The sequence below is a fragment of the Rahnella sp. BCC 1045 genome, from assembly GCF_019049615.1.
In the GTDB taxonomy this organism is placed as follows: Bacteria; Pseudomonadota; Gammaproteobacteria; order Enterobacterales; family Enterobacteriaceae; genus Rahnella; species Rahnella contaminans.
Map to the genome: position 1 here is coordinate 1 of NZ_JAFMOZ010000117.1, position 14,892 is coordinate 14,892.

At 50.9% G+C, this 14,892-nt stretch carries 21 protein-coding genes and 1 pseudogene; all 22 read right to left on the reverse strand.

All coding sequences use genetic code 11. From position 1 onward, the window contains the following. A pseudogene (locus J1782_RS08415) lies at positions 1 to 308 on the reverse strand (hypothetical protein); the annotation flags it as partial. Further along, positions 308 to 973: a DUF2612 domain-containing protein gene (locus tag J1782_RS08420; protein WP_217152906.1), complete on the reverse strand. Its 666-nt coding sequence runs from the start codon at positions 971 to 973 to the stop codon at positions 308 to 310. The gene J1782_RS08420 and the pseudogene J1782_RS08415, both read right to left, overlap by 1 nt. Beyond that, positions 970 to 2,169 (reverse strand): baseplate J/gp47 family protein, encoded by a 1,200-nt coding sequence (locus J1782_RS08425; RefSeq protein ID WP_217152907.1) that lies wholly within the window; start codon positions 2,167 to 2,169, stop codon positions 970 to 972. Before J1782_RS08425 ends, J1782_RS08420 begins: the two co-directional genes overlap by 4 nt. After that, positions 2,170 to 2,523, reverse strand: a complete 354-nt coding sequence (locus J1782_RS08430; protein WP_217152908.1) for a hypothetical protein — start codon at positions 2,521 to 2,523, stop codon at positions 2,170 to 2,172. It lies immediately after the preceding gene. 1 nt (position 2,524) lies between these two features. Further along, positions 2,525 to 3,274, reverse strand: coding sequence for a Gp138 family membrane-puncturing spike protein (locus J1782_RS08435; protein ID WP_217152909.1), 750 nt, complete (start codon positions 3,272 to 3,274; stop codon positions 2,525 to 2,527). Positions 3,275 to 3,336: 62 nt separating this feature from the next. Then, positions 3,337 to 3,672, reverse strand: a complete 336-nt coding sequence (locus J1782_RS08440; RefSeq protein ID WP_217152964.1) for a hypothetical protein — start codon at positions 3,670 to 3,672, stop codon at positions 3,337 to 3,339. 19 nt (positions 3,673 to 3,691) lie between these two features. Next, positions 3,692 to 4,756: a hypothetical protein gene (locus tag J1782_RS08445; RefSeq protein ID WP_217152910.1), complete on the reverse strand. Its 1,065-nt coding sequence runs from the start codon at positions 4,754 to 4,756 to the stop codon at positions 3,692 to 3,694. Between the two features lie 2 nt (positions 4,757 to 4,758). Beyond that, positions 4,759 to 5,064: a hypothetical protein gene (locus tag J1782_RS08450; protein WP_217152911.1), complete on the reverse strand. Its 306-nt coding sequence runs from the start codon at positions 5,062 to 5,064 to the stop codon at positions 4,759 to 4,761. Between the two features lies 1 nt (position 5,065). After that, positions 5,066 to 5,668, reverse strand: a complete 603-nt coding sequence (locus J1782_RS08455) for a phage baseplate protein (RefSeq protein ID WP_217152912.1) — start codon at positions 5,666 to 5,668, stop codon at positions 5,066 to 5,068. Further along, a complete protein-coding gene (locus J1782_RS08460; protein ID WP_217152913.1) occupies positions 5,668 to 7,665 on the reverse strand; it encodes a hypothetical protein in 1,998 nt (665 codons plus the stop codon). Before J1782_RS08460 ends, J1782_RS08455 begins: the two co-directional genes overlap by 1 nt. Continuing rightward, complete coding sequence (locus J1782_RS26355; protein ID WP_371819756.1) at positions 7,655 to 7,846, reverse strand: lytic transglycosylase; 192 nt, start codon at positions 7,844 to 7,846, stop codon at positions 7,655 to 7,657. Before J1782_RS26355 ends, J1782_RS08460 begins: the two co-directional genes overlap by 11 nt. Continuing rightward, on the reverse strand, positions 7,843 to 8,268 hold the full coding sequence (locus J1782_RS08465; protein WP_217152914.1) for a phage tail assembly chaperone: 426 nt from the start codon (positions 8,266 to 8,268) through the stop codon (positions 7,843 to 7,845). The genes J1782_RS26355 and J1782_RS08465 overlap by 4 nt, the downstream gene beginning before the upstream one ends. 3 nt (positions 8,269 to 8,271) lie before the next feature. Then, positions 8,272 to 8,712 carry a DUF3277 family protein gene (locus J1782_RS08470; protein ID WP_217152915.1) on the reverse strand — a complete coding sequence of 147 codons (441 nt, stop codon included), beginning with the start codon at positions 8,710 to 8,712 and terminating at the stop codon, positions 8,272 to 8,274. Positions 8,713 to 8,722: 10 nt separating this feature from the next. After that, complete coding sequence (locus tag J1782_RS08475; RefSeq protein WP_217152916.1) at positions 8,723 to 9,883, reverse strand: DUF3383 family protein; 1,161 nt, start codon at positions 9,881 to 9,883, stop codon at positions 8,723 to 8,725. Positions 9,884 to 9,886: 3 nt separating this feature from the next. Then, positions 9,887 to 10,435, reverse strand: a complete 549-nt coding sequence (locus tag J1782_RS08480) for a hypothetical protein (RefSeq protein ID WP_371819753.1) — start codon at positions 10,433 to 10,435, stop codon at positions 9,887 to 9,889. Further along, positions 10,428 to 10,814: a head-tail adaptor gene (locus J1782_RS08485; RefSeq protein WP_217152917.1), complete on the reverse strand. Its 387-nt coding sequence runs from the start codon at positions 10,812 to 10,814 to the stop codon at positions 10,428 to 10,430. Before J1782_RS08485 ends, J1782_RS08480 begins: the two co-directional genes overlap by 8 nt. After that, entirely contained in the window at positions 10,801 to 11,349 is a 549-nt protein-coding gene (locus J1782_RS08490; protein WP_217152918.1) for a hypothetical protein, read from the reverse strand. Before J1782_RS08490 ends, J1782_RS08485 begins: the two co-directional genes overlap by 14 nt. Next, positions 11,346 to 11,753 (reverse strand): DUF4054 domain-containing protein, encoded by a 408-nt coding sequence (locus tag J1782_RS08495; RefSeq protein WP_217152919.1) that lies wholly within the window; start codon positions 11,751 to 11,753, stop codon positions 11,346 to 11,348. Before J1782_RS08495 ends, J1782_RS08490 begins: the two co-directional genes overlap by 4 nt. Then, the gene (locus tag J1782_RS08500; protein WP_217152920.1) at positions 11,719 to 12,090 is read right to left on the reverse strand and encodes a hypothetical protein; all 372 of its coding nucleotides are present in this window, start codon (positions 12,088 to 12,090) and stop codon (positions 11,719 to 11,721) included. The genes J1782_RS08495 and J1782_RS08500 overlap by 35 nt, the downstream gene beginning before the upstream one ends. Before the next feature lie 42 nt (positions 12,091 to 12,132). After that, complete coding sequence (locus J1782_RS08505) at positions 12,133 to 13,074, reverse strand: DUF2184 domain-containing protein (RefSeq protein ID WP_217152921.1); 942 nt, start codon at positions 13,072 to 13,074, stop codon at positions 12,133 to 12,135. A gap of 11 nt (positions 13,075 to 13,085) precedes the next feature. Then, positions 13,086 to 13,589 carry a hypothetical protein gene (locus tag J1782_RS08510; RefSeq protein ID WP_217152922.1) on the reverse strand — a complete coding sequence of 168 codons (504 nt, stop codon included), beginning with the start codon at positions 13,587 to 13,589 and terminating at the stop codon, positions 13,086 to 13,088. Positions 13,590 to 13,595: 6 nt separating this feature from the next. Beyond that, entirely contained in the window at positions 13,596 to 14,819 is a 1,224-nt protein-coding gene (locus tag J1782_RS08515; RefSeq protein WP_217152923.1) for a DUF2213 domain-containing protein, read from the reverse strand. Between the last annotated feature and the right edge of the window lie 73 nt (positions 14,820 to 14,892).

A 14,892-nucleotide genomic window follows, 5' to 3' on the forward strand; every position in this document is an offset into this window, starting at 1 on the left:
GCTGTAAATGATTTTGGTGGAGAAAGTAATCTCCCCGGTGAAGATGACAATAACCCCGCCTTCAAGTTAGACAGAATCTGTGTTGGATTGCCATTATCTAGAACATCTACTGATGCGCTATCAGATATATATTGTGCCAAAACATAGGCCATTACCGTGGCTTGTCTAATTGCTTTGTTAATTTGCGCAGAGGATGCTTTCCCAGAACTAAATCCTGAGGTTAATGCAGCCAATGCTTCATAATCAGATTGGGCAGTAACATTTGCACCTCCACCAATTGCAAAAGGCTTAAAGTTATTTGTAGACATTATAAATAAATCCCCCATGCGCCTTCATCAAATCCGGCGATATAGTCATTTTCCAGATCGAAACCAAAGAACTCAGCCCCAACCGATGGAGTAAGAATTTCGCCGGAATAAACTCCAGCTGCTTTTACTGTTAAATATCCTTGTCTTATTGCAGCAAGTAATTCCAGAGATACAGTATCGATTCCTGATGCTGCAAAAACCCAGATAGAAATTGTCATGTCCTGGTTGTCGATGATCTGCATCGCCAAACCAGAACCAGCCAACGCGGTTTCTAAAATTCCCGGCAATGACTCATTCGTACCATCCCAGCGATTGATTGCGATTTTTGCTTTAAGGACGATGCGGTAAGTTTCATCGCTCAAGTTCGTAAATCCAGCGTCAGGATCATACGGCCCCTGCCATACACCCTGATCGAATCCCAAACCATCCGTGTCAAATGAAAAATAAATGCCAGATATCGGTTGGCTAACGACTCGCGTTCTGCCAATCCACTTACCGAGGATGTCCAATTGCACGCCGATTGCTTCATCGATATCAAATTCAGTAATGAGCGCAGTCATCGCGTCAGCAACGTCAGACAGCGGACGCGTTATCAGATCGATATGATCAACGAAGAGAGGTTTCTGGCTGTGGTAATTGGTGATGAGGTCAGTATATTTACTCATGCCGTCACCGTTATATTGATGTTACTCACATCACATGTAGCAGATTCGCTGTAACCGATTGTGATATTCGCGGCTGCAACCGTCCCGGCGCTTTTGCCAATCTGCAAGCTGGTGATGTCGTAAAATCGGCTTTCCCCACCGCTCACTACCCCGAGATTTGCCGGTGAATAAACCCGGCTTAAAAGAACGTCATCGCCGATTGTCAGAGCATTTATATATACGGCGATGGCTGTTTTGATATCAGCTCCGATTTGCGAGGTGTACCCCGTAAATGCCTGAAGAGAAATAGCGATGTAAATTGGCACTGGAACTGGTCGGTTAAAACCAATTACGTGAGGATTCCCGTATTTATCAGCCACGGTAATTTGCGTGGTGCCATTCGGAGTAACACCCTGCCCTTTTTTCAGCTGTATAGTTGTCGCAATTTCTGTCGCATCACCGCCGTCAATCACAGCTGTAATCGAATGTGGAGGCAAGCCGTTGGCATCCACAGCGCCCGTGTCGTTCTCATAAAGTTTATGGCGCGTAACCCCTGGGATATTGGCGATAGCACCATCCAGAGCATCGAACGGCGTCACCGACGACAGCGCCACACTTTGCGCCTGCCGGATACGCAGCGCCGCGTCAGTTTCAGCAGCTGAGCCAACGGTGGCCGCATTCGGGTTTGTGACCGATATCCATCCGCGCGTTGGCGTATTAATGCCGGTGACAGTTCCCGCCAGCGCGGCGACAGCGCCAGCTGTGGCACAGGTCGCAGTAACCAAAGCAGTGCCGTCAGTTCCGATCACCACTGAAGCAGGTAAATTCCAGATGATGCTGTTAGCGTCTCTGGCTGAACCGTTTGTGATTTCCAGACCGATAGTGCCGGTGATTAGCAGATCAACCGTTGAGTTGTTCGCCGGGTCGCGGTAAATCCCATTTATTTTCACGTTGCTGGACAGCCCATTACCGATACCGGTAGCCGGAGACTGGCCGTTATAGACGGCAATGGCCGTATTGTTAGCGTCGTGAATTCCCAGTGCATAGAGAGCGACCATCTGCCCATCTTTACTGTCCGGATCTAAATAGGCATCAGTACCGTAAATCTGCTGAAAGTAGCCGGTTAACCTGGTGAGGATCGTTTGGTAATCAGGCGCGCTAATCCCCTGAGCAGTTACCGTTGCCGATAACCCCAGCGTATCGAGGTTCAAAGCCATTTATGCCTCACTTGTGACAGTTGTCTCGCCGTAGATGGTATCGATAGTGGCGGTGAAGGTTACGCGGCGGGTGGCGCCATCGTTATTCGTATCGAAAGAGATAATTTTGCTCACCCCTGGGGTGGTTTGTATACGTTCCCGAACGGCAAGGATATAAACGTCGGATCGCTGCTTTCCGAGTACTGACTGAACATAGGGTGTTCCTTCAGTAACATCGAGGAACCATTGCCCCCGCCAAAGTTCGAAGCGTGTTTTTACAGCCTGAGCAACACATTCTGGGGTATTTAGCAGCCAGGTGTCATCACCACGACCGAAGGTGTAATCACCTCCGGAATCTTCGCGTCGATATCGCATATCAGTTCACCTTGCCAGAATTACCGCTACCGGTTTGCACACCACTGTGCGTATGCTGGTCGCTGATGTCCTTACCGTTGGATGACAGAGTACCAATGAATTTAATAGCACCTGTGATCGTGGCAGCTGTGCCTGAAGCGATACTACCAACCATGCCCCCCATCCATGTCAGTAGCCCTTTTACAGTGACAGCCGCCGAGAAGGTAGATAGAGGTGCTGTGACGTTAAAACCACCTGGAGCTACGATATTGATCGTCTGCGTAGTCGGGTTCAGTTCGAAATAGGTTGAACCATCATCACTTCGCATTTGTGCTGAATTGGCACTGATCCCGCTAATTTTCTTCGCCTGTGACTGAGGCCCGACAATAGCGAACCCGTCTGATAAATCATGCTGGCGTGTGTCTACCGGCTCCTGGACACCGCCGCTCTGCCACCAGAAGTCAATGCAACGATCGGAGAAAATCAACAGACATTCATCACCGGTTTTAACCGGGAACGTCAAAGTTACCCCGCCGCCGCGCGGGAACACTACCGGTACATCAACGAGCAGAGGAAGGTCTGCAGATTCAGTTCCAGTAGTAGACGCGTCGCTTCCCTTTATGGCCGGCAAGACACTGCAGGTCACCGTTACTGGGTCAAACGACTGAATAATGCCAGGCATCGCTACACGGATCTGGTTAGATATGGAGTCGGCTATTGCCTGAGCGGTCTGCTGCTCACCGCCGATTTGGGACTGAGTAGGAATTGGCATAAAAACTCCATAAAAAAACCCGCACAAGGCGGGTTTCTTCTTTGAATTTGGTTGTTTTTCGTTTACTTAACTTTCACGCAGTCGTAAGTGGCGTACTGCCGCGGTGCGTTCATGCTGGCCTGTAGCCATTGAGCGTTGAGAGTGGCTTTGCCGTCACGCCCAATAAACTCCATTCCAACCCATCGACCAGGTTGATCGGTAGCCATGCGCCACTCAATTTTGACATTGTTGTAGTCATCTTTAGCTTTCAGAAAAGTTATTTTTTGTGATTCTGGCTTCGCGCCATTAATTCGTGCTAACCCGTCATTTGCCCAGTGAACTTTAAAATCACCACACTGCGAATCAGCCAATGCCTGAAAAGAAACCAGCGTAGCAGCAACAAGGACAATCCTGAAAATAGGCTTCACGTTCAACACCTCAATAATTGGTTTTCTGTATAGCCGTCTGACTGACTAGGTCACGAGCGCCACGCGCAAAGCACATCAAATCCATGTACCACGCCTGACCTCTGGTGTCGCCAGTATAGTCGATAGCTTTGACGATATAAACGCCATCTGTTGCAATACTGGCTGCCTGTGATGTTGTGCCAGTCAGCACACGGTTGCCGTTATCATCCGTTTCAGAAATCCGACCAGGTGATTGCGCTATCTCACCGGTGCCGAGTGCGGTGCGATATACCGATGCCTGATCCAATTGAACGAGACCGTTAATGCGGATATTCGGATTAATAAGGCAGCGCACGTTTACTCCGGCCCCCATAGTCTGCTGAGGCATACCGATCAAGCCCGTGTCCGCATTCAGGACAATAGCCTCATGGATGTATTTATCCTCCGGCACCATCTGAACCTGACCATCCACCAGCTGCCACGTCGCATTGCATTGCTTTGCGATATTGTCCATCACGTTACGCGAAGCGTTATAGAGCACCCGACCGCGGGGAAAAACGGTTGTCGGCATGTCACCAGTGATCCCTTGAGTAACGCCAAACGCATTGAAACCCTGCATGGTAACCTGGTGCAGGTCTGCCACCGTGTAGCCGGCGGCTAATGTGGTTTTGGTTCGTGCAAACAAAAAGGCTTCATGGTCACCAATGGCCTGAATGAGTACCCATGAGTCCGTGATGTTATCCTTCCCGGTCACCGTAAAGCGAATATCACCATCGAATATCAAACCAAAGTTCTGACCGTTGGACTGCCCAATCTGATCACTTTGAATATCCTGAGCGACGCCGAGTTGACTGGCATCAACGGCTGGCGCAATTCCGTCATACCCGGCGATGATCCGGATTTTAGAAAACTCCTGCCCGAGTATTTTGTTCGTGGTGTCGGTCGACAGGTTATAAATCTTCACCTCGGCCACGCGCGGCCACTTCGTGTCTGCCCACTGAATATGAAACGTAACTTTAAAATCGGACAGAGAAACGCCCTGACCGTTCTGGTCTAAAAGCTGCAGTTCGAAATGGCGCATCCAGTTAATAGACATGTTTATTCCTGTACAAAGGCGAGATGGCTTGAAGTGCCGAGATTGGTTTTGGTCGGGTCATCCGGTGCGCCGTTATCAGTGACAACCACCAGCGCCCCATTGATGCCCAGTTGAGGATATTGTTCCAGTAAATTGGCACCGGTAACTAACGGCACGCCGGTCAGTAAAGCGACTCCTCCGCTGTCCTGAACATCCATGATCCAGCCGGCGGCATCACGCCAAATAATTCTCAGCGTGTAAGTCGTATCGCCAAGCAGAATCCGGAATTGCTGGTTATCTGGCGATAACGGTATTTCATTTACCTGCATGCTATCCCCCAAAGGATGACGTGATCCCACTGCCTAATTTACTGAGCAATGACTCATTAGGCGGCGTCAAAGACTTGTTACCAGTGTTCTGTACCGCAGAGGTGCTGACACCATCCTGCATTTCCGACTTATCGGCGACTGATACGGTCTGGGTCTGAGTCATGATGACTTCACGCAGCGTCAGCGTGCATTTGAGTACGTTCTCGCTGGTTTTGTCGGTCATGACTTCAATGGCGCGGACCAGCATGTTTATGTAGGTTCGTTTCCCCGTTACCACGTCGAACGGTACGCGTGAGGCTTGCAGATTCAGTAACTCCTGATAGGTCTCCTGAGGGCTCAAACCAAGTTTCAGGCCGATAGAGGATGTATCCACAAAATCCAGAAGGGAACCGCCGCCAGCAAAGCCACACTCCATCGTGACCTCACTGGGACGCTTATAGGCATGATCGGCTACAAAACCCGACGCGCTGGTAGTGGTTGGCTTTTCAACAGGGTGCTCGGTTATCTCGAGGGTATCCGAGTGTTTTTCTGACTCAACCACGCTGGGTATAAGCAAACCAATACGCCGTGATTGCTGGCGAAAAATTGCTGAGAGAATGTCCATTAGCCCGGCACCATCGGTAGTTGTTGAGTTAGCTGTGAGTTGACGCCTTTCTGATGATCAACGGTGAGCCTTGCGGCTTCGCGAGGGTCAGAAACGCCATGAATGTTAATGGTTGTCTCTTGCTGAATACTTCTGGATGTGCCGCCGCCAACAGCCGCACGCACAAGCTCACCGGGATAAGGATTCCGCCCGTTCTCATGATGAATAATTCCGTTCATGAGGGATGACATTATTTGGGGGTCTTTGAGATTTAAGACTGCATTGGGTGCCACGCCCAGTGACTTTGACAACTGTGCAATATAAGCGCCCGTATTATTCTCGTTACCAGGAGCCCAGGTAGATATGATGTCATTCAACGTCTGGAGCCGCTTACCCGTTGTTTTTCCCTCAAAGTAACGCATCAGTTGGTTTGCCATAGCCTTGAGACCGTCATACGCAGAACTGAATTTGGCGAAGCGTCCCCCCGGCCTCTCAAGCTCAGCGCCAGCCTGACCACGATAATCGATATTCCCGGGATTGTTATTGCGAATACCCCGAGGGGAATTAGCTGACTGAGCGTGCTGCTCTGGGTCGTCACTTTCACCCATAAACCACCGGCCGACGCTTCGCGGGTCAAAGCCCAGATTATCCTTAACCCAATCGGCACTTTTGTTGGCTCCATCCGTTACCGTTGGCAGTGCATCAGGCTGATCCTGCCCCTGAGCCATCAATTTTTTACCGATACTGTAGGCTTGCTTCCAATTCCCATCTTTCAAGGCATTAACAAGGTCGCCAATCATCGACATCATTTTGCCGAACTCGCCGAATTGCTTCGTCAGGTTCTCGATGTCACCTTTTAGCGTCCAGTTGCTCAGATTGATGTTGAGGAGTTTTGCTACTTCAAGCCCGATGTTTTTGATGGACGTTTTAAGCTGATCCATTGCTTTGAGGGCAGCATCTATTTCTGGCTTCCACTTGCCCCAGTCAATCAGGCTTTTGCCACTTTCTTTCCATGTCTGATAATCATCCCACAGCAACCCGATAGCTAATATCAGGGAGGTAATCATGCCAATCGGAGAAGAAAGGAATGCCGTATTCATTAAGCGCCAAGCCACTAGCAGCCCGCCAAACAGCATGATGAGTTGTTGCGTTACTGGATCCAGTTTTTTAAACCAGCTTATAACGTCTCCGACGGCCTGACCGGTGCGCCATAAAACACGAGTAATGGCATCGCCAGCAAAAAGAATGCCCTTGATCACCTTCATCAATACGGCTTCAATTTTGGGCCAGTTATCCAACAACTGTTTCCGTAAAGAATCAATGCTGCCGGCCAGACCACCTGCAAGGTTAGACCCGATTTTATCCCTCGCCTGACCGAGCGTGGCAGTAAGGCCTCGCATTGAGGTCATGAAGGTATTGGATTGCTTCGCCGCCACCTCGGCATTGAAGCCAATTTTTTTAGCGGTCAGCGCATAATCGGAGCTGAATTGCCCAAGCCCACGACGTATTGCCATCAACGTATTTTCATCAATGCCCAACGTCTGTGCATACTGTCTGGCGCGATAGTACGACATGCTGTTGAGCTTTTGGCCGACACCCGTAAATATGGATGCCGTATCACGCATTTTTCCGCTGACGTCACGAGTCTGAACGCCCAGGCGGTTCAGGAAACCTTCCGCACCCGGACTGTTGCGCATGAAGCTCGCCAGCCCTTCGAGTGAGGACATGGCAGATTCAGCACTCGCACCCGTTTGAGATGCGGCGTAACCCAGTGCTTTAATGCCTTGCACACTGGCACCAGTGCGCTGGGATGCCCAGTAGACTTTATCCAGGCCATTAGCGATTTGCGAAGTAAAGCCAACGACGGCCAGTGCGGTTCCTTCCACCACCGCGCCAACTTTCAATACATTCGCTGTGACGCTCTTCAAAACGGTGTCGAATTTAATGGCGCCAGCCTGATCGATATCGAACCCAAGCGATATCAGAAAATCCTTTATCGTGTCTGCATTATCGCTCATTAGCGGCTCTCCATTTATCTACACGGGATTCGTTGTCCTCACGCATGTCGAGGTAGTCGTTCAGTAAGGCAATGCGGCAAAGGTCTACCGCGCCGCTGTCGAGATCTTTCTGAGAAATGCCGAAAGCCAGTACCGGGCGAAGTATTGAATCCTCACCGCCCGGCAGAGTATTGAACGTTATTCCGCTGGCGGGGTGAGCGTCTCGCTGGTAGGGAGTCCTTGCAAAAAATTTCCCAAAGAGTCAGCCACCACCCGGGCCACCAATTGCAGCATGGTCAGGAGGTCAATATCATCGAAAGCCATTCCCCCCTGTGGGCAGACTGACACCCATGATTTCATGTGCTGACGAGATACCACGGCGAGGCATGGAAACAGAATGGCGTTCACGTCGTCATCACTCATGGCAGAAACCGCATCCGCTATTTTTGGCAGGATGGCGCTCATCGCACCTTCGGTGTCTTTTTCGCTGATCTTGGTCTGTACATTGCGAAAATCTGACACCATGCCAGCCATGACAGGCAATAGTTTGCGTGAAACTTTCAGCTGCTCGAAAACGCTGAGTTTTGCAACGCGATACTGAATACCCTTAATTTCAAATTCCATTGGTTAGAACTCCCCGAGAAGTTGGTCAATCTTGCCGCAATCGAACACCCAGGCAACCGTTCCGCCTTCTTTTGCATTGTTGAAGTCCGGCTGTTTCTGGAATGCACACGAACGCGCTGTAGAAATATCACCGGATGCTGAGTTACGAATAACGATCACGTTATTACCCCATGTTGCTGAGGACTGACTCTGTGCGTTATATGCCAGAGAAAGCTTTTTGTTCACCGGGGAAGTTTTGAGAAGTGTTACCGTAATGCTGCCAGACTTGTCAGCGTGCAGGCTGTGCATCACTTCGCCGTCGGCACCCACGGTCATGGTATTTTTGCTACCGCCCATTGTCTGGGTGATACCTTCTTCGGAGTTGGCTGAACCTTGTCCGAGATCGATAACACCGGTTGGGCCGCTGAGCGACGCGGTTACATCAATAAAAGAATAAGTCGACATTTATCGCTCCTTAGCGAACCACGTTAATCTGAACATCAGCATAATGAATAGCGCCGGCCAACTTACAGGCCACCTGAATAACAGGGGCTTTGCGAGCCTCTCGGTCAGACTGTGCCTGTTGCGCCAGCGGCTGAGCGTAAACGTAATACCCCTTGGTAAGCGTATCGCCCGGCGACAACTGACCAATAGGTCCACCGTTCCACACCCCGGGCGCTACCAGGCCGTTGGTAACAGACTGGTCCATAGATTGTTCAACGTTGGCAAGCAGACGAGTCGCACCAGCATCGGTTTGTGAAACCTTAGTCGTGCTGGTATAGAGCAGGTTGTATAAATTGGTTTGAACGTAGTTTTGCAACCAGTCCAAGCCGTGACGCTCGTCAAAGAAGTCACCGTTTGCCATCACGCCCTGCTGCAAAATTGCCGTATCGTTCGCGTAATAAACGAAAACGTTAGCTTTTTTGGCATCGACCGCGGCAGCCTGCCCAACCGTCAGGGTTTCGTAGGTAATGGTCGGCTCTTGTTTAAACTTCAGAGTGATGGTGGTGTTACTGCCGTTAAAGTTGACAGTAAAGGCACGCCCAAAAGCTGAGACAGCCGCGTACGCGCTGCTCGTTGAATACTGGATAAAAGTGCGTGCGTATTTCCCTGCTTTAAGCATGGAAGCAACATCTGTTGTCGAAGTGCTGTCAACGATGCCAGGTGTAGCGGAAGTCACGCCAAAGACGCGACTGAGACTGGAGGCTTCGATAACTTTCGCCACATTAATGACGTCATCAGCATTCAGTACATCTGTACCAGAGGCAACGTCATCAGCGACCACCAACCCATACCAATTGGTATATTGCAGGCAGGCGTTCACCGCTGCTTCTACAGTTTCGGCCGGGCCAACCTCGGCCGAGGTCAGCGTTTTAGCCCAGCGCCCGATATAGACCTGCGTCGGTTTAGGTGACTGGCTGAAGAACACCAGCCCCGCTTCGTATTCCGGACTGTCAACGCCGAAGTCGTCACCAATGTCTTCAATAGCCGCGTACAGGCGAATACGTTCTGACACAGGGATAACCGTAGACGAACCGAGGATCAGCAACGAACCGAAATTTCGACCAGTAGCCGCCGTAGGCGACATGATCACATCAACGTTTACAACGTTGGATACAGGTAAGCCCTGCGTCATAATTTATTCTCCAAAATAGGTGACCGGTGCTTCCACCAGCGATTTGATACCGTATTCACGGATGATCTTGCGGCGCAGGCGCACCGTCATGTCGTAACGACGAACCCACTGCTGATTGATGAGCTCGGGGAAGGGGATCAACCCTGTACAATCGCCAAGCGAGAGGCCAAGCGTATTGAGTTCCGAGTTGTTCTGAGGAATGGAAATGCCATCGCGAAATCGAGATGCATACGCCATACCGGCCGGACCATAGAACGACGCCAGGCATTCGAATGTCTCATGCCGCCAAAGTTGAGCGCCCTCATCCGTCTGGTTGGTAAACGCTGGGCTGTTATCAATCGGCCAACCAGTGACCCCAAATGCGCACCAGTTGGTATCCACTGATGGAAGTGCAGGCTGGTCTTTCTGCCAGCGCGGCATAACCATTTTCGCGGGTAACCCTGAGACATTGCGCATCCACTGACTCAGCAGCCTGTCGAGTGCTTCGTCATAGGCAGGATCACCGCTAGTGGGCGTTAGCCATCCCGCTTCGGTGCTAGTGTTATTACTCAATGGGGATACCTCCATCAAACGGAAGGAGTTCACAGTGAGCCTGAACAAAACCGGCACCGTAAGCGGTGTACGGATCAACAAAGGTGACGCGATAATCACGATTCTGATACGTCACAATGTCCGCATCTCGCCCCGTCTGGCCCTGCGTCAGCCTCTCAGTGGTCACAATCAGGATTGCCCCGCTGATAACCTGACCCGACTGCATCCGTCGGCTTTCGAGCGAACGGTCAACGGTGACAACCCCAGCGAACTGAGTTTTCACCGCACCATCTTGCCCAATACCGTCATCGTCAACCGTCTGTTCCCGCCTTGTCACCCAGAGATTGAAGTCACAAAGGTCTGGATCAAACAGAACGTCCGTCACATCAAGATTTGGCATTTTTATTCCTCACCACAGAAGTGATCGCGCGCCGGTATTGGCCGGTGTCAATCAGCGGTCTGGCATTCGCGTTGTCAGGAAGGTTTCCGGCTGCACGCCTTGCAAGTTCTTTGGCTGCTCCCTTGCGCCCACGTGCCGCCCGTGCTCTAAGCGTACTTTCTGCAAGAGGCGTAAAGCCGGTGATCGTCATGTAGCGCTTGACGCCATTGGCAGCCACAGTGCCAGCCTGATTCAGCGCGCGTTCAGCGCCAGACATATTCCCGTCGATAGCGGCCAGCACGGCAGCTTTCAACAGCGGAATAGTCTGGGCTTCTACGGATTTAACGCCGGGCTCCAGATGAGGACGTGCAGGAATGTTTTTTGCAGGTGAGCCCTTATCGTTGACGTAGCCGATCCCGGCATTACCAAACGGAATATCATCACGCTGGCTGTCTTCTTCAGGAATGCCAACCAGCACTTCTTTTTTGCTGATCTCCCGAAGTGCATCAAAGATGGCCTGCGTGTTGTCAGCCCGGACAGTAACGCCGCTTTTCATAACTGCCGTCCTCCGGCGCCAAACATCGTTATCAGCTGGTAAAACTCAGCACCGTATCGGGTGTTATTCCAGAAGCCTGCATCAGGGTTAAGCGTCGCGCCGGTGTCATAACTGACACTGACCTTATCCACTGACTTAGAAGACTGGACCCCATTAGTCGATCCCCCTGGCCCACCGACGAGCATGGCCCGACTATCCGCAGCCCACAGCGTCATATAGTGGGCAACGAACAGCTCAGCGAAATACGGGAAAAGTTCTTTTCCGGTGGTGTTTTCACTCAACAGCACATCGGCCAGGTTCAAACGAAACTGGACTTGTGTATCAGGATATTTAGTGGGGTCGGAGAACTGGGGGAAATCGCGGCGGAAATCACTTACCGTTGGAAGGCTTTGATTCTTTGGCATCGCTGGCCCCATTACCGCCGGCTCTCGCTGCGGTCAATTGCGATTGCAGACTGTCGTTTTGTTCCTGCAGCTGGGTCAGACCCGCTTTAAGATCGGCAATCAGCGTATCTTTATCGGAGATCTGCGATTGCAGGCTGTCGATAAGTTCCTGCTGGTCAGTCGATTCATTTACGCTGCCCTCACCCAGTTCGGAGTGCGCCTGAGTAAACCAGTGTGATGCAACCGTTTCAGGCACAGTGTGACGCCCTTTGCCAAACTCTTGGACGGTGGTGTCACTCAGAGTCAGTTTGAAGGGTGTGTGAACGTGGATTGAAACCAGTTTTTCTTTAGCTGCCATTTTACTAAATCCTTTAGGCCCCTTGCGGGGCCGTTCTGGTTATCAGATGCCGTCCACGTAGGACAGGGTTTCTTTGTAGACCGGCTCTACCGCACCGAGTTTGCCGTAATACGTCACAATCTGATAAATACCGCGATACTGCACAGGAATGCTTTGCAGCGGCACCAGTGGGAAGCGGACGTATTTTTTATCATTGGTGTAAGCAACCATGCGGTCTTTTGCACCAACACCACGGCCTTTAAGCCACTTAACCGCACGGATATTCAGGGGAATACCGTTTTGGTGATAAGTAATGGTGTTGGTCTGCAAATAAGTCAGCAATGACTGATTACCTGCAGAAGAAACGATAGTGCTCGCCAGCAGAGAGAATTGTTCTGGTGGGATCAACAGATCTTGCGGAACAACCGAATAACCGGATGCCGCCCAAGCTGCGTCCAGTACGGAGTTGATGCTCTGGCGGATTTCATCCGGGGTAGATACAGCCCATGTTTTGGCTGCGTTATTCAGTGCAACACCGGGCATATTGACTAAACCGCTCAGTCCCAGAGACGTATCACCGACATATACCTGCTCATCGGTGTCCATGTTCCATTTGAGGGACATGCCGTCATATTTTTGGGTGTCGATTGGGCGACCAACCTGTTGAGCGGCCTTCAGCTCAATAACAGTCCAGCCCAGTTCCATACCCCAGAGATTTACAGGATTGCCGCTTTTGTTAATATCGACATTCACGCCTGCAATAGCGGTAGAGTCCTGACCAATCCAGTTCTTGCCATTTGGATTAGCGCCTGTACCAGCCGCGGCAAATGAAGTGTTTGTCCAGCTTGAAATGGTATCTGCGATAGAGACGTCTTCACGTAACTGGATGTCTCGGCTCCACGTGTACCCAACTAATGGCAAATTGAGTGTCTGGTCAAGACGTTCCAACTCGCCAATTAGAAAGGCACCTGAACCGTCTACAGTTGCCTGATCAAAAGTAATCATTCGTTTTTTCCTTAAATCTTCCAGGAGATTTCAGCGTTGCCTTGTGCATCGCCAGCGCCGGTGAACTCTGCGTTTTGCAGCACCACGTTTTTGCCACTTACTGAAGTGGACATGAAGCCACCCAGCGGCACGTTAATGGTCGAATCGAGAGAGACGACCACATATACCGGTGCACCTTTTTTGATGGTGCTGGCATCGAAGCTGGAGCCGAGACTCACCGTCATATATCCGCGTTTCAGTGCATCGCCCGGAAAGTTCTTGTCAGAACCCACCTGTCGAACCATGTCCGGGGTTGATGTAGTCGGGTAAGGACGCACGTAAAAGCCTTTAATCTTGTCGGCAGTATCGCCGTCGGTCAGTGGCACGAAATAACCGTCAGTGTCGTATTTACCCGCAAGACCATAAGCTACAAAGGCGCTGGCGGATTTAAGGATCACAGGCTCAGTGGTTAAATCCTGAGGGCGTGAAATAGCCCCGGCAATGCCTACTGGCATCCGTAAGAGGTATGCTGTCATCGTTAATTATCCTTTGCGGTTAGCCCAGAAATCGGCGTTAGCTTTGTTGATATCGGAGATGCTTGGTGTGCCGATCTGGCGTTGTGCATCACCGGTTTGGGTGCGGGTATTGCGGCCTTTAGCAAGTTCAGAAACGGCAGCAAATGCCATCTCAACAGACTGTTTAGGCAGTTTGCGAATATCTGCATCACCGACAATTTGGCGAACCAGTGCTTTATCCGCAGAGGCTAATACTTCACGTTTGAATGCGGTCGGCTTCACTTTGCGGGTCAGATCGATGCCTGGCATGATGACGTCAGCGCGGTAGGCTGCGTCGCCGGTGATCGTGGTAAGATCTTCATCTTCATCACCGGTAAGCTCTTTGTTCTTACCAGTATCATCCGAATCCGTTGTTTTCCCTTCCAGCTTATCCAGGCGCATCAGAATCGCTTTCGCCCATTCTGGAACATCTGCATCTTCATCACCGGTCTTCAGACCGCCCAGCTCTGGATCCTTATCCGGAAGGGGCTGTTGCGGAGACAGGTTAATGTTGAGATTCACACCCTGTGGAAGGTCTGAATTTTCACCCGTCAAAGATGCTGGCGCTGACTCTGCCAGTTCGTTCAGGGTGTCCGAATCGCCGGTTTTGATTGCACGCTGCATCCGCGTCCACCAGCTTTGTTTCTGAGTTGTTGCCATCGTGTCTTTATCTCCAATTGCGCAACGTAAACCGGCTCTGCCTTTGGGGACAAAAGCCACATGATTTCCGGTGATATCTACCTGTTCAGCTTTCCCAGGCTCGGTTTGTTCATACTCTGCGTCGTAACCGCACGACACTTCCCGTAATCCATCTTCAATAAGCTGAATGGCGTATTCGTCCTTGACGATCAGGTCAGCCAGAACTAAATCAGCCTGGTTACCTGTGCCCTGACGAATGTTTTGCAGGTGTCCCATTGCCAGCTCACGCCAGTTCGTGGGGTTTACAAATTGAATGTTTCCTTCGGCATCTTCTGGATGAAGAATGGTTACGCTCATCCCCTCAAAGGAAGCGAGTGTTGCCGGATGGAATACCTGCTCAGGTGATCGGTTAACGACAATCTCACCAGCTGCATCAGGCGTTAATTTTGGTAAGTCCTGAGCGCTGTATAGCTGCTTACCCGTTCTGGCTATCGGTACGTCTTTACATAACAACGAACCGTCGGCCAGTAGAAAACGGGTCTCGCCTAATCGGCTTTCAAAGAAATATTTCATTGTTCACCTGCTGGAACGCGGGCATAAAAAAGGCCGCCGGATGGCAGCCTGGTGAAAAGTATTAATTGTCTCG